The 22,518-nt window shown below is 59.7% G+C and carries 29 protein-coding genes and 1 tRNA gene; 13 read left to right on the forward strand and 17 right to left on the reverse strand.

Going from position 1 to position 22,518, the window contains the following annotated elements; genetic code table 11:
* Nucleotides 1-133: 133 nt before the first annotated feature.
* A complete protein-coding gene (locus ACR0BA_RS14705; RefSeq protein ID WP_480728912.1) occupies nucleotides 134-334 on the reverse strand; it encodes a helix-turn-helix domain-containing protein in 201 nt (66 codons plus the stop codon).
* A 111-nt stretch (nucleotides 335-445) separates the two neighbouring features.
* Here ACR0BA_RS14705 and ACR0BA_RS14710 point away from each other — a divergent pair, with 111 nt between their 5' ends.
* Nucleotides 446-706, forward strand: coding sequence for a hypothetical protein (locus ACR0BA_RS14710; protein ID WP_480728650.1), 261 nt, complete (start codon nucleotides 446-448; stop codon nucleotides 704-706).
* Nucleotides 707-809: 103 nt separating this feature from the next.
* On the opposite strand, the gene ACR0BA_RS14715 is transcribed toward ACR0BA_RS14710, so the two are convergent.
* Nucleotides 810-885, reverse strand: a tRNA-Thr gene (locus ACR0BA_RS14715).
* Between the two features lie 434 nt (nucleotides 886-1,319).
* Between ACR0BA_RS14715 and ACR0BA_RS14720 the strand changes: the two genes are divergently transcribed.
* A complete protein-coding gene (locus ACR0BA_RS14720) occupies nucleotides 1,320-2,195 on the forward strand; it encodes a hypothetical protein (protein WP_480728652.1) in 876 nt (291 codons plus the stop codon).
* Between the two features lie 24 nt (nucleotides 2,196-2,219).
* Here ACR0BA_RS14720 and ACR0BA_RS14725 read toward each other — a convergent pair whose 3' ends face one another.
* On the reverse strand, nucleotides 2,220-2,486 hold the full coding sequence (locus ACR0BA_RS14725; RefSeq protein ID WP_480728654.1) for a DUF2312 domain-containing protein: 267 nt from the start codon (nucleotides 2,484-2,486) through the stop codon (nucleotides 2,220-2,222).
* A 165-nt stretch (nucleotides 2,487-2,651) separates the two neighbouring features.
* On the opposite strand from ACR0BA_RS14725, the gene ACR0BA_RS14730 reads away from it, so the two are divergent.
* A complete protein-coding gene (locus ACR0BA_RS14730; protein ID WP_480728914.1) occupies nucleotides 2,652-2,870 on the forward strand; it encodes a hypothetical protein in 219 nt (72 codons plus the stop codon).
* Nucleotides 2,871-2,879: 9 nt separating this feature from the next.
* On the opposite strand, the gene ACR0BA_RS14735 is transcribed toward ACR0BA_RS14730, so the two are convergent.
* Entirely contained in the window at nucleotides 2,880-3,095 is a 216-nt protein-coding gene (locus ACR0BA_RS14735; RefSeq protein ID WP_170337604.1) for a hypothetical protein, read from the reverse strand.
* A gap of 269 nt (nucleotides 3,096-3,364) precedes the next feature.
* On the opposite strand from ACR0BA_RS14735, the gene ACR0BA_RS14740 reads away from it, so the two are divergent.
* Complete coding sequence (locus tag ACR0BA_RS14740) at nucleotides 3,365-3,796, forward strand: protein tyrosine phosphatase family protein (RefSeq protein WP_170538979.1); 432 nt, start codon at nucleotides 3,365-3,367, stop codon at nucleotides 3,794-3,796.
* 9 nt (nucleotides 3,797-3,805) lie between these two features.
* Here the strand turns inward: ACR0BA_RS14740 and ACR0BA_RS14745 are convergent, their stop codons facing one another.
* The 5 genes from ACR0BA_RS14745 to ACR0BA_RS14765 all read right to left on the reverse strand — a co-directional run bounded on the left by ACR0BA_RS14745 (nucleotide 3,806) and on the right by ACR0BA_RS14765 (nucleotide 9,718).
* On the reverse strand, nucleotides 3,806-4,903 hold the full coding sequence (locus ACR0BA_RS14745; protein WP_480728656.1) for a FliM/FliN family flagellar motor C-terminal domain-containing protein: 1,098 nt from the start codon (nucleotides 4,901-4,903) through the stop codon (nucleotides 3,806-3,808).
* Between the two features lie 77 nt (nucleotides 4,904-4,980).
* Nucleotides 4,981-7,659, reverse strand: a complete 2,679-nt coding sequence (locus tag ACR0BA_RS14750; protein WP_480728658.1) for an ATP-binding protein — start codon at nucleotides 7,657-7,659, stop codon at nucleotides 4,981-4,983.
* On the reverse strand, nucleotides 7,647-7,967 hold the full coding sequence (locus ACR0BA_RS14755) for a hypothetical protein (protein WP_480728660.1): 321 nt from the start codon (nucleotides 7,965-7,967) through the stop codon (nucleotides 7,647-7,649). Before ACR0BA_RS14755 ends, ACR0BA_RS14750 begins: the two co-directional genes overlap by 13 nt.
* On the reverse strand, nucleotides 7,964-8,344 hold the full coding sequence (locus ACR0BA_RS14760; RefSeq protein ID WP_093962675.1) for a response regulator transcription factor: 381 nt from the start codon (nucleotides 8,342-8,344) through the stop codon (nucleotides 7,964-7,966). Before ACR0BA_RS14760 ends, ACR0BA_RS14755 begins: the two co-directional genes overlap by 4 nt.
* Before the next feature lie 78 nt (nucleotides 8,345-8,422).
* Nucleotides 8,423-9,718, reverse strand: coding sequence for a helix-turn-helix domain-containing protein (locus tag ACR0BA_RS14765; RefSeq protein WP_480728662.1), 1,296 nt, complete (start codon nucleotides 9,716-9,718; stop codon nucleotides 8,423-8,425).
* A gap of 220 nt (nucleotides 9,719-9,938) precedes the next feature.
* On the opposite strand from ACR0BA_RS14765, the gene ACR0BA_RS14770 reads away from it, so the two are divergent.
* The 4 genes from ACR0BA_RS14770 to aat all read left to right on the forward strand — a co-directional run bounded on the left by ACR0BA_RS14770 (nucleotide 9,939) and on the right by aat (nucleotide 13,166).
* Complete coding sequence (locus tag ACR0BA_RS14770; RefSeq protein WP_093962677.1) at nucleotides 9,939-10,475, forward strand: LuxR C-terminal-related transcriptional regulator; 537 nt, start codon at nucleotides 9,939-9,941, stop codon at nucleotides 10,473-10,475.
* 149 nt (nucleotides 10,476-10,624) lie between these two features.
* Nucleotides 10,625-11,122, forward strand: a complete 498-nt coding sequence (gene accB, locus ACR0BA_RS14775) for an acetyl-CoA carboxylase biotin carboxyl carrier protein (RefSeq protein ID WP_170337596.1) — start codon at nucleotides 10,625-10,627, stop codon at nucleotides 11,120-11,122.
* 9 nt (nucleotides 11,123-11,131) lie between these two features.
* Nucleotides 11,132-12,478 carry an acetyl-CoA carboxylase biotin carboxylase subunit gene (accC, locus tag ACR0BA_RS14780; protein ID WP_170358311.1) on the forward strand — a complete coding sequence of 449 codons (1,347 nt, stop codon included), beginning with the start codon at nucleotides 11,132-11,134 and terminating at the stop codon, nucleotides 12,476-12,478.
* Between the two features lie 55 nt (nucleotides 12,479-12,533).
* The gene (gene aat, locus ACR0BA_RS14785; protein ID WP_480728664.1) at nucleotides 12,534-13,166 is read left to right on the forward strand and encodes a leucyl/phenylalanyl-tRNA--protein transferase; all 633 of its coding nucleotides are present in this window, start codon (nucleotides 12,534-12,536) and stop codon (nucleotides 13,164-13,166) included.
* On the opposite strand, the gene ACR0BA_RS14790 is transcribed toward aat, so the two are convergent.
* From ACR0BA_RS14790 to ACR0BA_RS14815, 6 genes are all read right to left on the reverse strand, one after another.
* Complete coding sequence (locus ACR0BA_RS14790) at nucleotides 13,130-13,489, reverse strand: DUF2155 domain-containing protein (RefSeq protein WP_170337593.1); 360 nt, start codon at nucleotides 13,487-13,489, stop codon at nucleotides 13,130-13,132. The genes aat and ACR0BA_RS14790 overlap by 37 nt on opposite strands.
* Nucleotides 13,486-13,938 (reverse strand): outer membrane lipid asymmetry maintenance protein MlaD, encoded by a 453-nt coding sequence (gene mlaD, locus ACR0BA_RS14795; RefSeq protein WP_093962682.1) that lies wholly within the window; start codon nucleotides 13,936-13,938, stop codon nucleotides 13,486-13,488. Before mlaD ends, ACR0BA_RS14790 begins: the two co-directional genes overlap by 4 nt.
* Nucleotides 13,939-13,949: 11 nt before the next feature.
* The gene (locus ACR0BA_RS14800) at nucleotides 13,950-14,333 is read right to left on the reverse strand and encodes an NADH:ubiquinone oxidoreductase subunit NDUFA12 (RefSeq protein ID WP_093962683.1); all 384 of its coding nucleotides are present in this window, start codon (nucleotides 14,331-14,333) and stop codon (nucleotides 13,950-13,952) included.
* A 79-nt stretch (nucleotides 14,334-14,412) separates the two neighbouring features.
* Nucleotides 14,413-14,775, reverse strand: coding sequence for a RidA family protein (locus ACR0BA_RS14805; RefSeq protein WP_480728666.1), 363 nt, complete (start codon nucleotides 14,773-14,775; stop codon nucleotides 14,413-14,415).
* 64 nt (nucleotides 14,776-14,839) lie between these two features.
* Nucleotides 14,840-16,108, reverse strand: a complete 1,269-nt coding sequence (gene clpX, locus ACR0BA_RS14810; protein ID WP_170337591.1) for an ATP-dependent Clp protease ATP-binding subunit ClpX — start codon at nucleotides 16,106-16,108, stop codon at nucleotides 14,840-14,842.
* A gap of 136 nt (nucleotides 16,109-16,244) precedes the next feature.
* The gene (locus tag ACR0BA_RS14815; protein ID WP_093962686.1) at nucleotides 16,245-16,877 is read right to left on the reverse strand and encodes an ATP-dependent Clp protease proteolytic subunit; all 633 of its coding nucleotides are present in this window, start codon (nucleotides 16,875-16,877) and stop codon (nucleotides 16,245-16,247) included.
* A gap of 354 nt (nucleotides 16,878-17,231) precedes the next feature.
* Here ACR0BA_RS14815 and ACR0BA_RS14820 point away from each other — a divergent pair, with 354 nt between their 5' ends.
* Nucleotides 17,232-17,567, forward strand: a complete 336-nt coding sequence (locus tag ACR0BA_RS14820) for an ArsR/SmtB family transcription factor (protein ID WP_093962687.1) — start codon at nucleotides 17,232-17,234, stop codon at nucleotides 17,565-17,567.
* A gap of 56 nt (nucleotides 17,568-17,623) precedes the next feature.
* On the opposite strand, the gene ACR0BA_RS14825 is transcribed toward ACR0BA_RS14820, so the two are convergent.
* On the reverse strand, nucleotides 17,624-18,694 hold the full coding sequence (locus ACR0BA_RS14825) for a zinc ABC transporter substrate-binding protein (RefSeq protein WP_480728668.1): 1,071 nt from the start codon (nucleotides 18,692-18,694) through the stop codon (nucleotides 17,624-17,626).
* A gap of 91 nt (nucleotides 18,695-18,785) precedes the next feature.
* On the opposite strand from ACR0BA_RS14825, the gene ACR0BA_RS14830 reads away from it, so the two are divergent.
* The 4 genes from ACR0BA_RS14830 (at nucleotide 18,786) to ACR0BA_RS14845 (ending at nucleotide 21,010) form a co-directional block, all read left to right on the forward strand.
* Entirely contained in the window at nucleotides 18,786-19,265 is a 480-nt protein-coding gene (locus ACR0BA_RS14830) for a Fur family transcriptional regulator (protein ID WP_480728670.1), read from the forward strand.
* Nucleotides 19,262-20,005, forward strand: coding sequence for an ATP-binding cassette domain-containing protein (locus ACR0BA_RS14835; protein ID WP_170435211.1), 744 nt, complete (start codon nucleotides 19,262-19,264; stop codon nucleotides 20,003-20,005). Before ACR0BA_RS14830 ends, ACR0BA_RS14835 begins: the two co-directional genes overlap by 4 nt.
* A complete protein-coding gene (locus ACR0BA_RS14840; protein ID WP_222457011.1) occupies nucleotides 20,005-20,799 on the forward strand; it encodes an iron chelate uptake ABC transporter family permease subunit in 795 nt (264 codons plus the stop codon). The genes ACR0BA_RS14835 and ACR0BA_RS14840 overlap by 1 nt, the downstream gene beginning before the upstream one ends.
* A gap of 73 nt (nucleotides 20,800-20,872) precedes the next feature.
* A complete protein-coding gene (locus ACR0BA_RS14845; RefSeq protein WP_093962692.1) occupies nucleotides 20,873-21,010 on the forward strand; it encodes an entericidin A/B family lipoprotein in 138 nt (45 codons plus the stop codon).
* A gap of 954 nt (nucleotides 21,011-21,964) precedes the next feature.
* On the opposite strand, the gene ACR0BA_RS14850 is transcribed toward ACR0BA_RS14845, so the two are convergent.
* Nucleotides 21,965-22,417, reverse strand: a complete 453-nt coding sequence (locus ACR0BA_RS14850) for a hypothetical protein (protein WP_170358302.1) — start codon at nucleotides 22,415-22,417, stop codon at nucleotides 21,965-21,967.
* Nucleotides 22,418-22,518 lie beyond the last annotated feature (101 nt).

Consider the following 22,518-nt stretch of genomic DNA (forward strand, 5'->3'; position numbering starts at 1 on the left):
TTGGTTCCGGGTTTCTGTCTCATCTCCACTCCTTGGTGGTTACGATGTGCCAGAAACCCTCTCTTATCAAATCACCCTAAACTGTCCCATTGGCGCTGACGTCAGACAAGCCCGTCGGCAATTTCCAGAATACTCACTTCCTCAACCTCACTCCTGCCCCGCCACCATTCTCGGGAATAAACTCCACCCCTGCAACCTCAAGGGCTTCACGTATCGCGGCCACCGTGGCGGGCCTCAACTCTTCGCCGCGCTCCAAGCGAGCAATTGTGTCCGGAGAAACACCTGCGGCCTTAGCTAAATCCCGAACACCCAGACCGGTGGCCGCGCGCGCCATTTTTGATTGCACAGCAGTCACTTCGTAACCCTGTTCTGATTTTAGTTGCAATGCCCTGCGCCCCAAGTTATCGTTACCTCGTTACGATAAATCTACATGGAGAAAATGGCAATGACCAACTCTAACGCCATTTTGGCGAATGATACCTTGCGGCCTGAAGTCCGGACTAAGAGCCTCGCAGATTGCCAGGATGACGCCGTACACTTGGCTGGGCTTCTCGAAACAATTTCATTCTTGGACAGCGAGGACCAATGTGCTGGCGGCAGAATCGCCGTCACGCGAGTTGCTCTGGATCTGGCCAACAAACTGAGCGACGACTTGGACAGGCTGGAAACGCGCATGCGTAAACAGGCGGCAGAGAAGTCGCACTGACCGCGTACGACCTTTTCACGGCCCCACGTTACCCCAGCCGTTACCCTGAGCAGAAATCCCCGTCAGACAGGCGGGGATTTTTCGTCTAACCTATTGATTTTAATGGTGCCCCCACACGGACTCGAACCGCGGACCTACTGATTACAAATCAGTTGCTCTACCAGCTGAGCTATAGGGGCAAGCATTACGCTTTCAGATACCTTTGCAGGCGAAGGCAAGAACGGGCAACCACTCCTACCTTTTCAACCCACTGTGATTACATGGCTATCGAATGACAAGTAATCCCATTGAGCCGATGGCGCTGTGATTAGGTGAAAGCCTCAATAAAGGCAAGCGGGTTTGCGACGGAATTGTGCAACAACATGCGGAAAATCGGCGCCACATCAAATCGCCTCGATCATCTGCAACACAGACGCCGCAGATCGGTACACCGCAACGGTGGTTGCGAGGCATCTCGACCCGGTTGTTCCTGGCGCTGTCCTGTTGACCACAATCAAGTTTCGACGTTCTCAGGCAATCTTTATCATTGCGAAAGAATGGCAGGTTTGACTGTCTATCGTTCAACCTGTAACCCCGAAACGTATTCAATCGAAGGGCAAGGACAGCGGTCGACATGCATGTGGCCATTCACTCCGGTGTGGTTTTTTCAGACGGGGGGCTCCTGCTCAAATCGCTTCAGGCGAATGCCAGTGTATTGCAGGAAAACGGCATTGTGCTGTTTGGTCCGCGCAGGTTCCGGAAGGCATTCAAAACGCCGCTGAATGCATTGGACGAAGGCAAGCTGACCCCAGCTGCCTTCGAGCATTTGAAAGCCCAAATTCCTGATGATCCGGAAACCGGCCGGGTGGTCATGAGCACTGTGGACTTCATCGGAGAACTGAACAGCGCCATAAAGGACGGCCAATTCTTCCCCCATGCAGGTCGTCGGCTGGCCTTGCTGGATCAGGCTTTCGAAGGACACGAGGTCGAATTGTTTATCGGGCTGCAAAATCCGGGCAGCTTCATACCCAAGGTATTGATGGCATTGCCGGACGAAACCCGCGAGAGCATTCTGGCGTCAACGGACCTGAGCTGCCTGAGTTGGCTGACCCTTATCGAGGATATTCACGATCTTGCCCCCGCCGTTTCCATTACGGTCTGGGCCAATGAGGAGTGCCCGCTGATCTGGGGGGACATTATCCGCAGCCTGTGCGGTCTGAGCGCCGACATACCGCTGACCGAGGAGTTCTCGCTGCTATCCTCGCTGGTTGACGCAGACGGCAAGCGGGAGATTGAAGAGATCCAACAGCAAGTCGGGCACACGGACCCGGCCCTCCTGCAAGACCGCCTCGCCGCCGTCTTTTCGCAGCACGCCTTGCCGGACAGAATCGAGGAGGAACTGGACTTCCCCGGGTGGAGCGCCGAAATCCACGCGGCGTTTTCCGAGCTTTACACACAGGATCTGGAACGGCTCAAGAAAATGCCGGGCGTGCGGTTTCTGGGTCACTGACCGAAGCCTCAGAAGGCCCGAGGCTTACATGCCTAGGGCTTCCTTGTACATTTCCAACACCGCTTCTTCTTCGGCGATATCGTCTTTGTCACGCTTGCGCAGCGCGATAACCTTGCGCATCACCTTGGTGTCGTAGCCACGTGCCTTGGCCTCAGCCATCACTTCCTTCTGCTGGTCAGCGATGTCTTTCTTTTCGGCCTCCAGACGTTCGAACCGTTCGATGAACTGGCGCAGCTCGCCTGCGGTCACGCGGTAGTTCGCAGCGGCCTGGTCTTCGGTTATGTCTTCCATATGCGTCTCTCCCAAGTGGAAATCTCTTTAGCCGGGGTCACGGGCAACATGTCGGATACCGTGCCGGCGGGTCAGCCGCAAGCGAACAATGGGGCTGCTTGCCTTGTGCCGCCGGCAACGATCCGCTAAGCGCATCGGCAGCGAAACTGAACGATGCGGGGCGCAATGTTCGACGTGTTCATCTGGGGAGGCGCCAGCCTGTCATTGGCCGGGCTGGCAGGATTGGTCTGGTGCATTCTGCGCGTGATGAAGGCTCGTCGGTCAGGCTTGACTGACGACCAATTGCGGGCTGCCGTTCAGCGGGTGCTGCCTTGGAACATGGGCGCGCTGTTTCTGTCCGTCATAGGACTGATGCTGGTTATCCTTGGCATATCGTTCGGCTGACCGCCGGTGTCAGATCGGCATATTGTCGAACTGAGCTTCAACCGCATCTTCGATCAAGGCAGCGTCCAGACGTCTGAAGCGCGATGGTACGCTCATGCCTTGAGCGCGCATGCGTTCAATCACCTTGGTGACGCTGGGCTGCAGTGCCAGCCGGGTCTCGAGGTTTGCCCCGTGCAGTTTCCGCTCTAGCCGCTCGGCTTCGAAATATAGCTCGTTCGTGGTCATGTCCATCCTCCCAAATGCTGCCATCCTGCCTGATATAGGTAACAGGACTGAGACCAACACAGGACCCGCCCAAACCCAGCAAGAAATCGCCCGCGCTCTATCCGGCGGCCGGCGCTGGGCCGCGAGTCGATCGAATATTAACCTGATTTCGACCAAACTGCCTTGACAGACATCAATCCGCAAAAGCCGCAGCGGAAGAAACCGCATTGCGCAAGAACGGTCACGCCGTGGAACTGGACAGGGCTGACTCTGCGACCTAAGAAATCGGCATGGAGATTCGACAGATCACGCCCCGCTATTTCGTCTCGCCGCAGATCACGGTCGAGGATGTGCCCGCCATCGTTGACGCCGGCTTCGTCAAGGTCATCTGCAACCGGCCGAATGTCGAAGTGCCTGCGGCCATGCAATCAGAGGCAATCGGCCAGGCCGTGCGGGATGCGGGTCTCGAGTTTGAGGTGCTTGAACTGACGCACCAAACCATGACGCCCGAGAACGTGGCACGGCAGCGCGACCTTGCCGAGTCTTGCGAAGGCCCGGTTCTTGCCTACTGTGCCTCGGGCACCCGCTGTTCCGTCGTTTGGGCCCTTGGGCAGTGCGACACAATGAGCCCCGATGAAATACTCGAAGCCACGGCAAAGGCGGGCTACGCGCTGGACGGTCTGCGCCCGGCATTGCTGCAGATGCGGGCTGCGAGCACCTGATTTCAAACGTCAGTCGTTGGGTCGTTCCGCAAGAGTCGGAAGACCCGCCAATTCGGATATTTCGGACGCGAGGCGGTCGGTGCTTGTTTGCGCGAAGTCTTCATCCACTGCGGATTGCGCATGCGATCGGTCTTGGGCAACAGCGTCCTGACGCGACAAATCAACATCTGCTATTTCAGCCGGCGCGTCCCTTCGCTTGTGCTCGACAAAGCTCTGCGCTTCGGGTCGTGTTGGGGCAGTTGGCTGCAGAAACTCGTTGATACGCACGGCCCGTTGACCGCCACATTGGCCCAGACGTCCCGTAGTGGCCTGGGTCCGATCAATCGCGGCAATGTCGATCCGATCAAGTCGCGCTCCCGCAAGTGGCAGCAGATCCCCGATGCCCAGCTCCGACAGCGTTGTCAGCGGGAGATGCATCCGACAAATCACCGCGTTGAGTTCGGCCCGAACCACGCCTGCGGCTTGCGACAGCGTCTTCAGCGGTTCCAAATCTGCGTGCACGTCCTGCCCCTCGGCCACTGAAATTTCCGGCAGCAGGATGAGGACCGTTCCCTGCCGTACACCGCCCTCGAGTTCAACCTTGAACTCGAACGCATCATACCCGTCCTCGACCACTGCCAAAGAAAGCGTCCGCCGATCGACCGCCCGTGAAGCGAACTCATATCCGTTCAGGCGGGCTGCATCGCTTTGATCATCGACCAGTTTCCGGGCCCGTTCCAGCATGTCCTCGACCAACGGGACCACCATTGCCGCATCGGTGTCGGTGAGGGCGCGAGGCTGGGGCGGGTCCGGGAATACTTCGCCCATTGTCTGCTTCTGGATGACCGCCGAGACCAAACCGACGTCCAAGACAACACTGGCTACCCTGCGCTCTTTGGTCGCGAACAGCAGAAACATCTGACCGTCTTCCAGCCCGCTCGTGACGACTTCCTGGCATCTTCTGGCCTGTTTCGCGCCAATGACAGATGCTGACAGCTTGAATCGTTCGACCGCGGCGCGGGCAATCGCAAGGCGCAATGCCCGCAGCAGCGCCCGGGATTTGCTACCCGCCCCCTCTTGTCCTGCCGACAATTTGCGCGCCAAGGCCGCGCTGACAGTCTTTGACATCGCAACGGTCCGCCAGTTTCGATTCTGCTCGCTACTGGTCTAGCCCATTGTTCGTTACGAATACCTTTACTTGCCCGTTACTGAGCGGCCTGCCGGTGAGGCAATGGCAGGCTCACGCGGAACGCTGCGCCGCCCTGCCCGGGCAGATAGGTGATTTCTCCCCCAAGCCGGTGCATGATCTCACGGCAAATAGCCAGTCCAAGACCTGCACCGCCCGCCTTGTCAAATCCGACCCGCGCGAATTTCTCAAAGATCATCGACTGGGCGTCCGGCGGGATACCGCTGCCGTTGTCGACAAAGTCGATCACCGCCTGGCCGCCGACATCATGGGCTGAAATCGTCAGGACCGGCTCGGGCGCGTCACAGTACTTCTGTGCGTTCGAAATCAGATTGATGAAGACCTGCCCCAGGCGATCCAGATCGGAATGCAACGCGATGCGCTCGGCAGACAGATTGCGGAGAATGGTCAAAGGGCTGTCTGCCCCGGCCATAGTCGTTGAAACGGCCCGATCCAGAACCGTCCGCAAGCTGGCATCACCCATATTCAAGCTGACCTGACCGTTTTCCAGAACGCTCAGGTCCAACAGGTCATCCAGCAGCCGCGTCAGGCGCAGCGCTTCGTCATGGATGATTGTCGCATAACGCCGAGAATCCTCAGCGCTCAGCCCGTCAGTGTCCCGCATGATCTCCGAAAAGGCACGAATGGACGTCATCGGAGTGCGCAACTCGTGGCTGACCTGCCCCAGGAAGGCATCTTTCTGACGCGAGATCTGGGTCAGTTTTTCGTTGGCCTCGCGCAGTTTGCGGGCCGTACGGCTCAGTTCGGCCGACTTGGCCTCAAGCTGGCTGGAGTATTCCAGCAATTGCGCGGATTCGTCGGCCACCGCCAACAGATCCTCGACCGAAACGGACGAACCTCCGACGATCTGCCCGATCATGGCATGAGCCGTGGCCGCGCCGACCGAGCCGCTCAATTCGCGTTCCAGCCGTTCCAGAAAACCCGGCGTAGGTTCTGGCCAGCGCCCGCGCACGCCCTGCTTTTCCGCCTCGGCCTGAAAGAAATCCTGAGCGGGACCGGCCCCGAGGATCCGTTGGGTCATGATCATCAGGTCTTCACTCTGGGCAACGGATCCCGTCCACCCCCCGGGCGCGACAGAATGATCAAAGACGTTGACGAACTGCGCCCCCTGCAACCGTTCAAGCGGGCTGGGAAAGCTCAGGAGAGACGCGAGGCAAAAGGCCAACGTGTTCAGTGACAGCGACCAAAGCACCGTGTGGGTCATCGGGTCCAAACCATCAAGGCCGAACAACGCCTGCGGACGCAGCCACCCCAGACCGAAAGGACCGTTTTCAATGACCGAGGCGGACATGACATTACCGCCCATTCCCGGCAGTAACAGCGTGTAGATCCAAAGGAAGAACCCCACGCTCAGCCCAACAAGGGCACCTGTCCGTGTCGCCCCGCGCCAGAACAGGCCGCCGACCAGAGCCGGCAGAATCTGCGACACACCCGCAAATGCCACCAAGCCGATCGAGGCCAGCGCGGCGCCGCCACCGGACATACGATAGTAGAAGAACCCCAAGGCCATGATGGCGGCAATCGAAACCCGGCGCGCCATCAGCACCACGTTTCGCACATCGCCTGACATGGAACTGGCGTTCTCGCGTGTATTCAGCCAGATCGGCATCACGACGTGGTTCGAGACCATGGTCGACAAGGCCATCGCCGTCACGATGACCATCGACGTGGCAGACGAAAAACCGCCGATGAAAGACAGCATCGCCAGCCAGTCATTTCCCTGTGACAGAGGAACCGTCAGCACAAATAGGTCCGGATTTGACCCGGCCGGCAGCAGATCCAGCCCGACGACCGCAATGGGAACCACGAAAAGGCTCATCAAAAGAAGGTAGAGCGGGAACGCCCAGGCCGCCGTTCTCAGGTGACTTTCGTCATCGTTCTCGACGACCATGACCTGAAACATCCGCGGCAAGCAGACAAAAGCAGCCGCCGACAGGAAGGTAATGGCCATCCAACGTCCGGTATCCACGTTCCAACGCCCGATTTCCGACGCGTCGATCCGCTCCATCATAGGCGTGACGCCTCCGGCCACCCCCCAGACGACAAAGATGCCCACCGCCAACAGAGCGAACAGTTTGACGACGGATTCCAACGCGATGGCGGTCACCACGCCATGGTGCCGTTCATTGGCATCAAGGTTCCGGGTGCCGAACAGAATGGCAAACACGGCCAGACCCGCGGCCACCCAGAATACGCTGGCGCCCTCGCGGTAAAGGCCCGAAGGGTCGGCTTCGGCGAAAATCGAGAAAGACAGCGTTATCGACTGGAGTTGCAGCGCGATATACGGAGTGCCCCCCAGCACGGCGAGGATGGTCACGCAAATGGCCAAGGTGTTCGACTTGCCATAGCGCGATGAGATCAAGTCGGCGACCGAAGTCACCCTCTGGCTGCGACCCACCCGCACCAGCTTGCGCAGCCCCCACCACCAGCTGATCATCACCAAGGTCGGCCCGAGGTAGATCGTCACGAATTCCAGACCGGACCGGGCCGCATTGCCGACCGCGCCATAGAAGGTCCAGGCCGTGCAGTAGATCGACAAAGACAGCGTGTAGATCAACGGTGACCGCAGCCATTTGCCTCGCCCCGCTGCGGCCATTCGATCGGCTGCAAACGCAACGCCGAACAAAAGCACGACGTAGCCCAGGCAAACAAGGATCAGGACATTCAGCGTGGCCATTGCTCACTCTCTGCCGCGGACCCTTCCGAGGACGACATCCGCCGGGCAGCAAAACCGAACAGAAGGCTGACCACGATCAGGGCGGCCCAGCATGAAAAGATATAAAGAATGGCTGACGACAATGGGATGCCAGAGTTTTCCGGCCCCGGATCCGGCCACAGCAGCGGGATGCAGATCAGGCCCGCGCCGACAAAGGGCAGCATTCGGGCCGCATCGGCCAGCCTTCGGCGGCGGTAACTCTGCCGTTCCAAAAACACCGACGGACGCGGGCCTGTCGGGCGGGCTGGCTCGTTTTCCGGTGTGTTCATGACTGTGACGCCTGCGCGTGCAAATCACGCACAGCCGTCAGCACTTCGGTATTCGAGAACGGTTTCGTCATGAACCGGCTGACGCCTGCTTTTTCCGCCATCTCGCGGTCCCGCGACTGACCGCGAGCGGTCAGCATCAGAACAGGCAGGGCGCGCATCTCCTCGTGCTCGCGCAATTCGCGCAGAACATCCATACCGCTCTTGCCGGGCAGCATCACATCCAGAATGACCAGATCAGGCTGCGCAGACAGTATCGTTTGAACCGCGTTTTCACCTTCGGCATGGGTTTCGACCTGCCACCCTTCGCGGGTCAGCAGAAACCTGATTGCCTCCGTGATGTTCGGTTCATCCTCGATCAACAGAACCTTGCGGCTCATATGTTCACTTCCTCCCCAAGACCGGTCGCACCTCCAGCCACCTGCCAAGTGCAGATTAATCGCTGTGTCAGGAAACTGTCAAAAACCTTCACTCAAAATCGACGGCTCCCGCCGGGAGTCGCACGGCTTTCGGGGGCAGATCCTGCAGCTTGTGCCGACCTGTACCGGCAAGTCGGTGGCCACGCCGGGCTCTTCTACCGGCAGCACCAGCATCGCCGATCTGTACACAGGTTCCTGACCGAAGGCGCTGACGGGCTGAGGCCAGGCGATTGCAAAGCAGTCGAAATCCGCCGGCGTCCGGCCCAACAGGGTCACACGTTTTCGGATCGGCACAAGGGGCCGGTTCAGCGCGCTGAAGACCGGCCACAAAGGACAGGCTTCGCCGTGGCGCGGCATTGCGAAACCGGGGACCGGCTTGAACAGCAAAATGCTTCCCGATGAATCGCATATGACCAAACCGGCCGGACGCGGCATGACATCCTCGGGCAGAAACGCAAGCCGTCGCAGGACTGTCGGCAGGTCAACCGAAAACCGTGCGGCAAGACGCAGGGGATCAACGCCTTCGACCTCCAGTGCCTGCGAAACCGCCTCCAGCGGCATGGCCCGGGAATCCGCCGCATAGGCGTCGAGCACCTGACGCGCGACAGATCTTGAGGCGGAAGAGGCCATCTCGGCCTGCGCGAGGGATACCGGGTCCTGTCCAGTCTCAAGTTCCGGCAAATGAAACCCGCGCTTCTCCAGAAATGCCTCGACCTCCTCCATCGGCAACCCGCGCCGTTCGCCGGTGTCCTCGCTTTCGTCCAAAAAGGCGACCAGAGCTTTTGAGCTTTCAGCCAGACGTTCGGCATCCTGGTGCAAGTTTCGGTGGAATCTGTCGCGCCACTCGGCCTCGATCTCGCCCGGTTCGGCCAGGATGGCGGCTGTCGACCGAATCGCTGCTGCGGCGGACAGGACTTCGTGCATGGATGCCGCAAGGTGCGGGTCATGGGTCAGCCGGTCTGACAGGGTTTCCACGGTACGTTCCAGCGAAACCACCCGACGATGCATCTGTGCCAGTACAGCGGCCCAGCCGGGAAACCGGCCGGCGAATTCATCCAGCGCCTCAACTTCGGCCTTTTGGCCGACCGCATCCGCCGCCGCCTCACGAAGAGCCGCGATCAGCGTCGCCTCGACCCCCTGTGTCAAAACCGAAGGCTCAACGGACAAAGCCGAAGCGATATCGACCAGCAGTTTGCCCCCGATGCGCCGCCGATTGTGCTCGATCAAGTTCAGATATGACGCTGAAATGCCGACCTGACGCGCCAGCTGGGCCTGACGCAAGCCCGAGATTTGCCGCCTTTCGCGGATACGGCTGCCCGTCAATGAATCACGCATGATGCCCCCGCCGAAACGTGTTCGAGTTGCCCTCGAAACAACCCCGTATTTTCTGAATACTTCATGTATTTATATGATTTACGCCGCCCTTCTCAAAGCAGTTTTACAACATTGACAATGTCGTGGCTTTCACCGGGCTCTGATCGCTTTCGGACGCCAAAGCAATCCTGTGCTGCAATGCCCTCTTCAATTCCGGCCGAATTGGCGGCACGATAGGCAAATGAGTGATCCGGCCTTCGAATACGCACCTATCGGGCTTGTCGAGCTTGAAAACCGCATCATCCGGCGGTGCAATTTGCAGTTTGCCCGGACATTCGGGGGCAACGAATCCGACTACCGCAACCTGCCTTTGCTGCACCTGTACCCATCCGTTGCCGATTGGGAGAGAATTGGTGCACGAAGTCTTCAGGTCATGCGGGACACCGGCTACTACACGGACGAGCGGGTCATGCGCCGCCGCAACGGCGACTTGTTCTGGTGTCGCGCGCGCGGCCGGTCGCTGACACCCGATGACCCATTCCGCCATGGAATCTGGAGCTTCTCCGACATTTCCGAGGAACGCCCACTGGTCGAATTGACCAAACGCGAACGTGAAGTCGCGATCCTGTCCTGTCGCGGCCTGTCGGCCAAGGAAATAGGCGTCGAACTGGGGCTCAGCTACCGGACCATCGAAGCCTACCGCGCCCGGCTGCTCGAGAAATTCGGCGCGCGCAAGCTGCCGGAACTGGTCGCCAAACTGTCCGGCACGCCGCTCTGACCGTCGTGGACCCTGCCGATAACGCAGAAACCGGGGCCGAACGGCCCCAGTCGGCGCTTTTCATGGCCGCGCGGTTGCCTTATAACGCAGCGTAATTGACCAGAGCCCGCGCAGATAGACGGGCCAAAGGGGAACCTTCGAGGACACTCATGACAGACAACAGACACGAAGCGGATGTGACGTTCATCAAGGCACTGGCCGAACTCTTGCGCGAAAACGACCTGACTGAGTTGCAGGTGAAACGGGAATATGGCGAAGAAGACAGCCTGAACGTCCGGGTCAGCCGAGTAAGCCCGACAGCCGCGCCTGTGCAAGTTGCCGTCCCGGCACCCGCTGCCGCGCCGGCACCTGTCGCAGCACCCGCTGCTGCCCCCGCCGAAGCACCCGCTGCCGTCGAGGACCCGGCGAGCCACCCTGGCGCGGTGACCTCGCCCATGGTTGGTACCGTCTATATGCAGCCGGAACCCGGCGCGTCCCCGTTCATTGCCGTTGGCGCATCTGTTTCCGAAGGCGACACGCTGCTGATCGTCGAAGCGATGAAGACCATGAACCACATCCACGCGCCCAAATCCGGCACCGTCAAGCGGATCCTGGTCGGGGATGGCGACGCTGTCGAATTCGGCACTCCTCTGGTCATCATCGAGTAAGGCGGGCCCATGTTCGACAAGATCCTGATTGCCAACCGAGGCGAGATCGCCCTGCGTGTGATCCGCGCCGCGCGCGAGATGGGGATTGCGACGGTTGCCGTGCACTCGACCGCTGACAGTGACGCCATGCACGTGCGCATGGCTGACGAGTCCGTGTGTATCGGACCGGCACCCGGCCCCCAGAGCTATCTCTCGATGCCCGCGATCATCTCGGCCTGTGAAATCACCGGCGCCCAGGCGATCCACCCCGGCTATGGCTTTCTGTCCGAAAATGCCGAGTTCGTTCAGATCGTCGAAGACCACGGCATCACGTTCATCGGCCCTACCGCGGAACACATCCGCATCATGGGCGACAAGATCACCGCCAAAGACACCATGAAAGAGCTGGGCGTTCCCTGCGTACCGGGCTCGGACGGCGGCGTTCCGGATCTTGAGTCGGCCAAGCGCATCGGTGAAGAGATCGGCTATCCGGTCATCATCAAGGCCACCGCCGGTGGCGGTGGACGCGGCATGAAAGTCGCGCAGACCGCGGCCGAAATGGAAAGCGCCTTCATGACTGCGCGGGCCGAGGGCAAAGCCGCGTTCGGCAATGACGAAGTCTATATCGAGAAATACCTGACCACGCCCCGCCACATCGAGATTCAGGTCTTCGGCGACGGCAAGGGCAATGCGGTCCACCTGGCTGAGCGCGACTGTTCGCTGCAGCGCCGTCACCAGAAAGTATTCGAAGAGGCTCCGGGCCCCTGCATCACTCCTGAGGAACGCGCCCAAATCGGCAAGGTCTGCGCGGATGCGGTCGCCAAGATCAACTATATCGGCGCGGGCACGATCGAGTTCCTGTATGAAAATGGCGAGTTCTATTTCATTGAGATGAACACCCGCCTGCAGGTCGAACACCCTGTGACCGAAGGCATTTTCGGCGTCGACCTTGTTCGCGAGCAGATCCTTGTTGCGGCCGGAGAACCGATGTCGTTCGGCCAGGATGATCTGGAGATCAACGGCCACGCGATCGAAGTTCGGATCAACGCCGAAAAGCTGCCGAACTTCGCGCCCTGCCCGGGCAAGATCACGGCGTATCACGCACCGGGCGGCCTGGGTGTCCGGATGGATTCGGCGCTGTACAACGGGTATTCGATCCCACCCTACTACGACTCGTTGATCGGCAAGCTGATCGTGCACGGGCGCGACCGACCCGAAGCGCTGGCGCGGTTGAATCGGGCCTTGGGTGAATTGATCGTGGACGGTGTGGACACGACGGTTCCCCTGTTTCACGCACTTCTGCAGGAACCCGACATCCACAGCGGCGATTACAACATCCACTGGCTGGAGCACTGGCTTGCGGAGAACATGGCCTAGTATCGACCAAGCCGCGAGAGCACGCGCTCTCGGGCTTGTCGCCGCGGTGTGAGCCATGGGCCTGACGCCTGATTTGCTGTTGCACGGTTATTCCATCGGAATCTTCCCGATGGCCGAACACAGGAACGACCCGGATCTTTTCTGGGTCGATCCAGAGCTGCGGGGTGTATTCCCGTTGGACGGGTTTCACATCTCCCGCAGCCTTGCGCGGCGCATCCGGAACTGCGGGTTCTCCGTGACCATAAACCGGGATTTTGCAGCTGTCGTAGACGGATGCGCGGACCGGGCGGACACCTGGATCAATGACGAACTGCGCAGGCTCTATGCGCAACTGCACCGCTCGGGCCGCGCCCATTCACTTGAGGTTTGGGAGGGCGAGGAGCTTGTCGGGGGCGTCTATGGCGTTGCGCTGGGGGCGGCATTTTTCGGGGAAAGCATGTTTTCGCGCCGTACCGATGCGTCAAAAATTGCGCTCGCCTATCTGGTCGACCGCTTGCGCCAGACAGGCTTTCAACTGTTCGACACACAATTTCTGACGGCACATTTGGCTTCGTTGGGGGCGATCGAAATCCCCAGACAGCAATACCGCCAACTTCTGGATCAGGCCACTGCTGCCAGCGCAGATTTCACCGCCGAGGTGTGTCAGACCCCTCAGGGGGTGATACAGCGGATCACCCAGACGTCGTAGCGCGAGTGATCCAGGGCGTTGAGCGCCGGGGACGTGGCGATCATCCAGCCGTCGAACAGCTGGTCGGCCTTTCCCTTTTCCCAAATCGTAAGATAGGCAAACGCGTCACCGGTCGGGTTTTCAGACGGATACCGGCAATCACCCAGAGCGACATCCAAGCCAAAAATTTCGACCGTATCACCGGTCGGCACCTGCACGTCCACCGTCTGACCGCTGACCTTGTCCAGCCCACGCAGCATGGCCCCCGGCCCCGAGGAAACCTTCTGCTGCGCGCCGGCCGTCGTCGCGGCCAACAGCAGCGCCATCAGGGCGGCACGCATCATTCGCTGCCATCCCCGGCCACAAACTTGACCAGCAACGAGATCAGGCTGACGGCTCCTTGCGTGTCTTCAATCTGATCGCCCGGCTCAAAATAGAACGGAGAGCCGCCGGGCATGACCTCGACGAAGTTGCCCCCCAGAAGGCCTTCGGACGAGATCACGATCGCGCTGTCATCCGGAATCTGGATGTTTTCGGCAACCGAAATCGTCGTATCGGCACGGTAGGTTTCAGGGTTCAACTCTACATCGGTCACGGTGCCGATCTTTACACCCGCGAGGCGCACATCCGTGCCCACCGCCACACCCTCAAGCGACCGAAAGGACGCCTCAAGGTGATAGCCCCCGTTTTCGCGCGACCAGCCCGTGGACTGGCTGGCATACACGCCAAACGCCAATGCACTGGCCAGCACGACACCGCCGACAAGAACTTCGGTCATGTTGTGGGTCGACATGTGGATCTCGCTTATTCCGGGCTCCAGGCTTCGTAGTCCTTGCGCTCGATCGGGTCGGGACGGCGCAGGGACCCCGCTGGCACATAGGCCATCGCGGTGCCCGTCAGATTTTCCTGATGCGGCTTTTCCCACGCCTTGTGTGGCAGTGGCTTGTCGGTCGGAGGCTCATCCCAGGTGCGGTGCAACCAGCCGTGCCATTCCGGGTCGATCCGGCTAGCCTCGGCCTCTCCATTGAAAATTACCCACCGTTTGCTGTCATCGGCGTTGCGATAAAACACGTTGCCCTGATCGTCCTCACCCACCTTGATACCTTTGCGCGCAGTGTAGATCTGCGTGTTCAGAGTGGCCCCGTTCCACCAGGTCACGGCCCGCAAAAGAGTGTTCAGGATTCCCATCGGCTGCCTCCGGCATTTCTGTCCATGCAGATATGGACCAAAGCCGAGCAGAGGTCCAGAGCCACAAAGAGCGCACCCATTACTTGGGCAAGAATGCGGTGACCTCGATTTCGATTCGGTATTTTGGATCAATCAAGCCGCATTCGATCATCGTCGCAACAGGCGGGTTGGCACCGAACGTCTCGGCCAGGACCGGCCAGCACGCTTCAAATTCGCGGCGATCGGGCAGCATGTAAGTCACGCGCACCACGTCGGCAAAAGAGGCGCCCGCCTCTGCCAAGGCGTTGCCTATGATCGTCAGCGCCGAGCGGCATTGTTCGACGACGCCTTCGCCCTGCCCGACCGTTCCGGCAACATGGACCCAGCCGCCCGCGACAACGGCTCGGCAGTAGCCGACCTTGGCTTCGAACTCACCGCTCGAGGAAATACGTTGGATCGTCATGACGCCCTCACATGAAAACGGCGCGGACTTTGCCGCGCCGTATCTGCATTAAATTTCAAACAGTTCAGCCGGCAGATGCCGATTCCGGCGCGGCATCCGCATAGATGATCAGCGGCTGCGCGTCCGACGTCACGGCCTCTTCGTTAACGACCACCTTGGTCACGTTCTTCATGCCCGGCAGTTCGAACATCGTGTCCAAAAGAATGTCTTCCAGGATGGAACGCAGGCCGCGGGCACCGGTCTTGCGTTCGATCGCCTTTTTGGCAATCGCCGCAAGCGCGTCGTCGGTAAAGTCCAGTTCGACGTTCTCCAACTCGAACAAACGCTGGTATTGCTTGACCAGCGCGTTCTTGGGCTTGGTCAGGATGGTGACAAGCGCGTCCTCATCCAGGTCCTCAAGCGTTGCCAGCACCGGCAGACGTCCAACGAATTCCGGGATCAACCCGAATTTCAGCAGATCCTCGGGCTCGAGATCCTGAAAGATCTCGCCCACGCCGCGTTCGTCATTGTCACGCACATCGGCGCCAAAACCCATAGCCGAGCCTTTGCCGCGCTGCGCGATGATCTTGTCCAGACCTGCAAAAGCGCCGCCGCAGATGAACAGGATGTTGGTGGTGTCCACCTGCAGGAATTCCTGCTGCGGGTGCTTGCGCCCGCCCTGCGGCGGAACGCTGGCCACGGTTCCTTCCATCAGCTTCAGCAGGGCCTGCTGCACACCCTCGCCCGACACGTCGCGGGTGATCGAGGGGTTTTCGGATTTACGAGTGATCTTGTCGACCTCGTCGATATAGACGATGCCGCGCTGGGCGCGCTCGACATTGTATTCGCTGGCCTGCAACAGCTTGAGGATGATGTTCTCGACATCCTCGCCCACGTAACCGGCTTCGGTCAGCGTGGTCGCGTCAGCCATCGTGAACGGCACGTCCAGAATCCGCGCGAGCGTCTGCGCCAGCAAGGTTTTGCCGCACCCGGTCGGACCAATCAGCAGAATGTTCGACTTGGCCAACTCGATGTCACCACCGGCCTTCTGCGCGTGGTTCAGACGTTTGTAGTGGTTGTGCACGGCAACCGACAGGACACGCTTGGCCCGAGCCTGGCCGATGACATAGTCGTCCAACACCTCGCAGATATCTTTGGGGGTGGGCACACCGTCCGAGGATTTCAGTCCGCTGGCTTTGGTTTCCTCGCGGATGATGTCCATGCACAGTTCGACGCATTCATCACAGATGAACACGGTCGGTCCAGCAATAAGCTTACGCACCTCATGCTGGCTTTTTCCACAGAAGCTGCAGTAGAGCGTGTTCTTGCTGTCGCCGCCTGAATTCGTCGCCATGTTCTACCTTTCGGGCTCCATCCCTGCGGCCCGGATCCGGACCGCGCTTGCCGCCTGTCCGTGCAGCTTAGGCCAGCACCGGGGCAGCTACAATGTCAAAATCGCACCCCGCACCCGTGGGTGCGGGGTTTCCGCATCACGCTTCGGTCGGTTCGGATTTGGAGCGGCTTTCGACGATCTCGTCGATATGGCCCCACTCTTTTGCTTCTTCCGGGCTCATGAAATTGTCACGGTCCAAAGCCTTTTCAATGGCCTTTTTCGACTGTCCGGTATGCTTGGCATAGATATCGTACAAACGATCCTTCAGCTTCTGCGTTTCGGCCGCGTGAATCATGATGTCGCTGGCTTGACCCTGGTAGCCGCCGCTGGGCTGGTGCACCATGATGCGGCTGTTTGGCAGCGAGAAGCGCATCCCCTTCTCTCCACCCGCCAGAAGGACCGACCCCATCGAGGCCGCCTGGCCGATCACCAATGTCGAACATTTTGGCTTGATGTACTGCATTGTGTCGTAGATCGACAGACCGCTGGTCACGACACCGCCGGGCGAGTTGATGTAGATCGAGATTTCCTTGTTCGGATTTTCGGCTTCCAGATGCAGAAGCTGCGCTACGATCAGGTGGCTCATCCCGTCATGGATCGGGCCATTGATGAAGATGATCCGCTCCTTCAGCAGGCGCGAGAAGATGTCATAGGCCCTTTCGCCGCGGCTGGTCTGCTCAACGACCATCGGGACGAGCGTATTCATGTAGGTGTCAACTGGATCGAACATTCGGAACCTGCCTGCTTTGGTGTGAACCGGGACCATACCCGATGAGAAGTTACATGAGTCTTAGTGTTGCCTTCGGGGGCCTGCAAGGGGCAGCGGACACGCGACGCCGATTGGGAAATACGGATCAGTCCGCATCGTCGGGATGCCGCAAAAACGAAGCGAACAACCGCTCGCGACACAATTACCCGGCTGTTTTTTTGCCTCGCCGCCATTCACAGCGCTTTCATCACGCCATTTTGATCCATACATATGGAAATATCTGATCATTCTGTATAGAGACCCAATTCGCTCAGGCGAAACTAACAAAGGGAACACCTGCCCCACACTCACCAAGGGGCCAACAAGGACAAAAAGATGGCACTTCCCCAACTTTCCGAAGACATCTCGCGCGACGACATGGACCGGATGGCCGCTAACGCAACCCGCGCTTCGAATTTTCTGAAAGCGATCAGCCACGAGGGCCGGTTGATGATCCTCTGTCATCTGGTATCCGGCGAAAAATCGGTGACTGAACTCGAGTCACTGCTGTCCGCCCGACAGGCCGCCGTTTCACAGCAACTGTCGCGGCTGCGCCTTGAGGGGCTGGTCACGCCCCGGCGCGAAGGCAAGGCGATCTACTATCGCCTTGCAGACGACAGACCTCGCAAAATGCTGGAAACGGTGTACGAGTTGTTCTGCGATGAGGAATAAGTCAGAAAACCCATTGAATGGTGAAGGGCGCAACAGATCGTTGCGCCCTTCTTTGTTCACGAATTGCCGCTGCAGGCCTGGAAACTTGCGGCCATTGCGCGCAACAGGTCCGGATACAGGGTCGGACCCGGCTCGAGCGCAACCCCGATCGGGTCAAGCACGAGGATTTGCACATCCATCCCCTCCGTCGCGGCGGAGATCAGACGGGTATCGTATTGCGGCTCGGAAAAAGCGCAATCAATGCCTTCCTCTTCAATCCGGGCCTTGAGCTCGGCCAGACGAGCCGGTCCGGGTGCGGCCGCGTCGCCAAGGCTCACGGTGCCCGACGATGTCAGATCGAACCGGTGTTCGAAATACTGGTAAGCGTCGTGAAAGGTGACAAACCGCGGCTCTGACTGCGCCAGATCTACCCGGATCTCGGCTTCCAAAGCACTCAGGCCTTCAACCGCCTTGTCCGCGTTGGCTTGGTACCGCGCAGCGTTATCCGGGTCCTTCTCCGACAAAGTTTCGGCAATTACCTGCACCCAAACGCGCGCGTTTTCCGGGTCCAGCCAGGCATGCGGGTCTACACCGTCGTGGTCATGCCCGTGGTCATGGTCATGTGCGTCGTGATCCGCGTGCTCTTCATGTTTCTCATGTTCATCGTGGTCCGCATGGTCGTCGTGACCTGCATGATCCTCGTGTTCTGCATGATCCTCGTGATCATCGTGGTCCGCATGGTCATCATGGTCCGAATGATCGCCGTGGTCTGCATGCTCCTCTTCGCCCTCATGATGATCGGCCAAGTCGCGGAAGTCGTGCCGCACAGTCCCCGCCACCTCCAGCAACTCAACCTGCGTCGCTCCCTGGGACAGGGCGCCAAGTGGTCCCGTCATCCACGGGGTCAGTTCCGGGCCTACCCAAAAAACCACGTCCGCAGATTGCAACGCTCGCGCCTCGGACGGGCGCATGGCGTGGTCATGAGGTGAGGCTCCGGGCGGGATGATCAGGGAAGGCTCGGCAACACCGTCCATGACTTGGGCAACCAACGCGTGAACCGGTGCGATATCGACGGCAACGTTGGGCGCATCGGCCGCCGCCTTTCCGGCCAGCACGACGCCGGCCAGCAACAAGAATTTTCGGGACATGTCACCTCCTGAAATGATATGTTATTACATTGCTGATCGGCTTGATATTGCCCACGTTATAACATATCAAGTCAAAAATTTCGGAGCGCACATGAGCACAGTAGGCTTCAGGCACCACAATCATTACCACTGCATGAAAACCGCGCTGAGCAAGGCCGAGGAAAAATGCGCCAACCAGAAGCTTCAGTTCACGCCGGTGCGCCGCCGCGTGCTGGAAATCTTGTTGGAACAGCACAAGGCAATGGGAGCTTATGACATTCTGGCTGTTCTGTCCGCCGAAGGCATGGGGTCGCAGCCTCCGGTGGCTTATCGTGCACTGGACTTCCTGGTGCAGCATGGGTTCGTGCACCGTATCGAGCAAATGAACGCCTATGCGGCCTGCGCCCACCCTACGCACGACCACGTACCTGCGTTTCTGATTTGCCGGGCGTGCAAGGCCGTGGCCGAAACCGAAACCGAGCTGACTCAGGGCCGGCTTGGTGCTGCCGCCGAAACATCAGGCTTCACCATTGAAAGGATCGTGGTCGAGGCCGAAGGTCTTTGCCCGGACTGCATTGGAACGCAGCCATGACGACCCCCCTCATTTCTCTGCAGAACCTGTCGGTTCGCCTGGATGGCCGGCTCATTCTGGACAACGTATCAGCACAGATCGCCGCTGGTGAAATCGTCACCATTGTCGGCCCGAACGGTTCGGGAAAATCGACCCTGCTGCGCGCCATGATCGGAGCTGTTCCCGCGGCTCAGGGCACTGTTCGGCGCGCCCCGGGTTTGCGGATCGGCTACGTCCCCCAGAAACTCGCGCTGGACGCCGCCCTGCCGATGACCGTGCAACGATTCCTTGGGCTGCCGAAACGGGTTTCGGCCAGCAAGGCCAAAACCGCGCTTGAACTGGCCGGCGTGCCGGACTTGCGTGACAGACAGATGACCCGACTGTCCGGCGGTCAGTTTCAACGGGTCCTTCTGGCCCGAGCATTGCTGGAAGAGCCTCAGGTGCTGCTGCTGGACGAAGCAACCCAGGGGCTTGATCAGCCCGGCGCAGCTGCCTTCTATGAACGCATTGAACAGGTTCGCACGGACCTCGGCTGCGCCATAGTCATGGTCAGCCATGACTTGCACGTCGTCATGGCCGCGTCCGACCGGGTTCTGTGCCTGAACGGACATGTCTGCTGTGAAGGGGCACCCCAAATGGTCGCAGACGCGCCGGAATATAGGGCGTTGTTCGGCAGCGGAACGCGGGGCACGATGGCCTTGTACCAACACAAACACAGTCATACCCACGATCACAATCACGCGCAGGATACGTCACACTGATGCTGGACGATTTCATGGTTCGCGCCGCCCTTGCAGGGCTCGGTGTTTCGATCGCTGCGGCACCGCTGGGGTGTTTTGTCGTCTGGCGGCGCATGGCCTATCTCGGAGAGGCCACCGCACATGCGGCCGTATTGGGTGTAGCGCTGGCGCTCAGCTTTTCACTGCCGCTACTGCCCGCGATCATTTCCGCTGCACTTGCCATGGGCTTGTCGGTCAGCCTGCTGCGCGGTCGCGGTTACGCCATGGACACGCTTCTGGGTGTGATTGCGCACACCGCACTGGCCGCCGGCTTGGTAACCGTGGCGTTGCTGTCCGATGTCCGACTGGACCTGAATGCCTTTTTGTTCGGCGATATCCTTGCCGTCACAAAGTCCGATCTGGCCACGATCTGGATCGGTGGCGCCACGATTCTGGCGTTGATGGTCTGGCGCTGGTCAGCCCTTCTGGTTTCAACGCTCAACCCGGACCTGGCTCAGGCATCCGGGATAGATCCGAAACGGGAAGAACTGTGGCTGACTCTGGCAATGGCACTGGCCGTTGCGGTCGCCATCAAAGTTGTCGGCATTCTTCTGATCGCCGCCCTGCTGGTCATTCCAGCGGCCGGAGCCCGCCCGTTGGCCCGCACCCCCGAGGGCATGGCGTTCACCGCTGCGATTATCGGCTCGACGGCGGCGTTGGGCGGACTGGGCGGTGCATACTGGGCGGATACACCCGCCGGACCAAGCATTGTTTGCGCGGCCGCGTTGATCTTTGTCGCGACAGCCATCCTTGGCCCCATCTTCCGCAAAGGCTGATCACCCAAAAAGGTTTGTCTGCGTAACCTGAATGGTGCTACCGATTGGTAGTCGACTAACCAAGGAGATATCGATGATCCGCACTATTCTGATCGGGCTGAGCCTTTTGGCCCTGACGGCCTGTGAAACCGCAAAAGGCGCGGGCAAAGACATCGAAAAAGCCGGCGACGCCATCCAGGGCGCGGCGACGGACGTTCAGGAAAGCCTCTGACACCCGTCAGCATCTAGCGGACAGCGGCGCAGCACTACCAACATATGGTTGAAAGTTCCGGGCGACCGGACTATGGTCCCTGCCACAGGTGCATAGACGCGGTAATGCATTACTGACACGACTGCGGGGTTCTTGTGCAATTGCGCAAGAACCCCGTTCCCGTTCTGACGGGCGGTGAGTGGAAGCCTGTACGAAACCGAAATCGGCAAAAGGAAAAGGCGCCAGGTGCGCAGACGCGGTCTTTGCATGTGCCCTTGCGGACACCCCTGACGCCTTGCCGGGTCGACACGCCCGAGGGACGCCCCGATCCAGTTGCTTCAGCCCCCGAGGGGACCTCGCTGCCGCAAAGCACCTGATGGCGCTCTGCCGCCCGCTCTGGCCTTCTGAGAAGCTGACCGCTCAAGCCGGGCTTGCGCCCCTCCTGACTGGTCACCTACCGGTAAGCCCTTGCAACCCGACGAAAATCCTAAGATCTGCCTGCGGTGCCAGGACCCCCTGACCTTTGCGTCCCGCCTTGGATCGTGATGAACCTTGGCGATGTCTGAACGATGGCACTCGCCCTCACATCCGGCAAGAAAATAGCACTGCAGCATGAAAATTAGCCGGGGATAAGATGTTGATATCCGACTGGAAGACGATGTGGATAAGTCGGGAAATGATGAAATCCGGCTGGGTTGCGCTGGGAAAAGCCGAAGGCCGATTTCTCTCCGTTCAATTGGGCGATTTCTGCGGGTGCAAAGGGAAAATCTCGGCCCTCCTGGCGGACCTGACCTGACGCATACGGGCATATCGCTCGAATCGACATCGATGAGTCGCCACACGCAACGGTGAACGAACGTGCAGCCCACGAATTGAGAAGCGTTCCGACCCGGACGAGGCAACCTACTACTCTCCGTCTCCCGCAAAATCGGGCAACGGCAACTACCCCCTACAACCGCCTGGGCCGGAAACGCTTCAGTTCACCTGTCGTTCCAGAACCGTGCTGTAGGTGGTTCCAGTCCGCAGGCTACGGAAATCCGCATAGATCTTGCCGTCCTCATACCGCGCATCGATCAGCGCATTGACGCCGGAGGTCGGGTCAGCAGCGGTTTCAACAATGCCGATCTTGCCCGAGCCATCCTGGCTGATCGAGCCGGTGGCCTCGTACATCGTCCAGTCATCCATGGCATTGCGCCGCCACATGCTGGGCCCCCAGAACACGTTTTCGTGCTGCGCCTGGATCTCGAGCACCCATTCCGAGGTGTTGAACCGCGGCGCGGTGGCGGTGTTGGCGTTCGAAGGCGACACCGTTGTCTGGCTGGCCGTCCACGTGCCGCGCAGGTCGGGCATGGCATCGGCGAGGGCGGCAGAGCCCATGGTCAATGTCGCGGCCACGGCGGCGGCGCTGGCGGTCATGTATCTGGTCATGGGCTCTCTCCCTGTGATCGGCGGGCCTTGCTGGCCTGCTGAACAGATTGGGAGGGCGCGCGGCCGTTACAACTTACCTAAGGGAAACTTCATGAAGGGTT

The sequence above is a fragment of the Ruegeria sp. CI5 genome, assembly GCF_056536885.1.

Bases quoted from the DNA above. Each gene is read 5' to 3' on its own strand.
- ACR0BA_RS14705 (WP_480728912.1), bottom strand. From the start codon at position 334: ATGGCGCGCGCGGCCACCGGTCTGGGTGTTCGGGATTTAGCTAAGGCC.
- ACR0BA_RS14710 (WP_480728650.1), top strand. From the start codon at position 446: ATGACCAACTCTAACGCCATTTTGGCGAATGATACCTTGCGGCCTGAA.
- ACR0BA_RS14720 (WP_480728652.1), top strand. From the start codon at position 1,320: ATGCATGTGGCCATTCACTCCGGTGTGGTTTTTTCAGACGGGGGGCTC.
- ACR0BA_RS14725 (WP_480728654.1), bottom strand. From the start codon at position 2,486: ATGGAAGACATAACCGAAGACCAGGCCGCTGCGAACTACCGCGTGACC.
- ACR0BA_RS14730 (WP_480728914.1), top strand. From the start codon at position 2,652: ATGTTCGACGTGTTCATCTGGGGAGGCGCCAGCCTGTCATTGGCCGGG.
- ACR0BA_RS14735 (WP_170337604.1), bottom strand. From the start codon at position 3,095: ATGACCACGAACGAGCTATATTTCGAAGCCGAGCGGCTAGAGCGGAAA.
- ACR0BA_RS14740 (WP_170538979.1), top strand. From the start codon at position 3,365: ATGGAGATTCGACAGATCACGCCCCGCTATTTCGTCTCGCCGCAGATC.
- ACR0BA_RS14745 (WP_480728656.1), bottom strand. From the start codon at position 4,903: ATGTCAAAGACTGTCAGCGCGGCCTTGGCGCGCAAATTGTCGGCAGGA.
- ACR0BA_RS14750 (WP_480728658.1), bottom strand. From the start codon at position 7,659: ATGGCCACGCTGAATGTCCTGATCCTTGTTTGCCTGGGCTACGTCGTG.
- ACR0BA_RS14755 (WP_480728660.1), bottom strand. From the start codon at position 7,967: ATGAACACACCGGAAAACGAGCCAGCCCGCCCGACAGGCCCGCGTCCG.
- ACR0BA_RS14760 (WP_093962675.1), bottom strand. From the start codon at position 8,344: ATGAGCCGCAAGGTTCTGTTGATCGAGGATGAACCGAACATCACGGAG.
- ACR0BA_RS14765 (WP_480728662.1), bottom strand. From the start codon at position 9,718: ATGCGTGATTCATTGACGGGCAGCCGTATCCGCGAAAGGCGGCAAATC.
- ACR0BA_RS14770 (WP_093962677.1), top strand. From the start codon at position 9,939: ATGAGTGATCCGGCCTTCGAATACGCACCTATCGGGCTTGTCGAGCTT.
- accB (WP_170337596.1), top strand. From the start codon at position 10,625: ATGACAGACAACAGACACGAAGCGGATGTGACGTTCATCAAGGCACTG.
- accC (WP_170358311.1), top strand. From the start codon at position 11,132: ATGTTCGACAAGATCCTGATTGCCAACCGAGGCGAGATCGCCCTGCGT.
- aat (WP_480728664.1), top strand. From the start codon at position 12,534: ATGGGCCTGACGCCTGATTTGCTGTTGCACGGTTATTCCATCGGAATC.
- ACR0BA_RS14790 (WP_170337593.1), bottom strand. From the start codon at position 13,489: ATGATGCGTGCCGCCCTGATGGCGCTGCTGTTGGCCGCGACGACGGCC.
- mlaD (WP_093962682.1), bottom strand. From the start codon at position 13,938: ATGTCGACCCACAACATGACCGAAGTTCTTGTCGGCGGTGTCGTGCTG.
- ACR0BA_RS14800 (WP_093962683.1), bottom strand. From the start codon at position 14,333: ATGGGAATCCTGAACACTCTTTTGCGGGCCGTGACCTGGTGGAACGGG.
- ACR0BA_RS14805 (WP_480728666.1), bottom strand. From the start codon at position 14,775: ATGACGATCCAACGTATTTCCTCGAGCGGTGAGTTCGAAGCCAAGGTC.
- clpX (WP_170337591.1), bottom strand. From the start codon at position 16,108: ATGGCGACGAATTCAGGCGGCGACAGCAAGAACACGCTCTACTGCAGC.
- ACR0BA_RS14815 (WP_093962686.1), bottom strand. From the start codon at position 16,877: ATGTTCGATCCAGTTGACACCTACATGAATACGCTCGTCCCGATGGTC.
- ACR0BA_RS14820 (WP_093962687.1), top strand. From the start codon at position 17,232: ATGGCACTTCCCCAACTTTCCGAAGACATCTCGCGCGACGACATGGAC.
- ACR0BA_RS14825 (WP_480728668.1), bottom strand. From the start codon at position 18,694: ATGTCCCGAAAATTCTTGTTGCTGGCCGGCGTCGTGCTGGCCGGAAAG.
- ACR0BA_RS14830 (WP_480728670.1), top strand. From the start codon at position 18,786: ATGAGCACAGTAGGCTTCAGGCACCACAATCATTACCACTGCATGAAA.
- ACR0BA_RS14835 (WP_170435211.1), top strand. From the start codon at position 19,262: ATGACGACCCCCCTCATTTCTCTGCAGAACCTGTCGGTTCGCCTGGAT.
- ACR0BA_RS14840 (WP_222457011.1), top strand. From the start codon at position 20,005: ATGCTGGACGATTTCATGGTTCGCGCCGCCCTTGCAGGGCTCGGTGTT.
- ACR0BA_RS14845 (WP_093962692.1), top strand. From the start codon at position 20,873: ATGATCCGCACTATTCTGATCGGGCTGAGCCTTTTGGCCCTGACGGCC.
- ACR0BA_RS14850 (WP_170358302.1), bottom strand. From the start codon at position 22,417: ATGACCAGATACATGACCGCCAGCGCCGCCGCCGTGGCCGCGACATTG.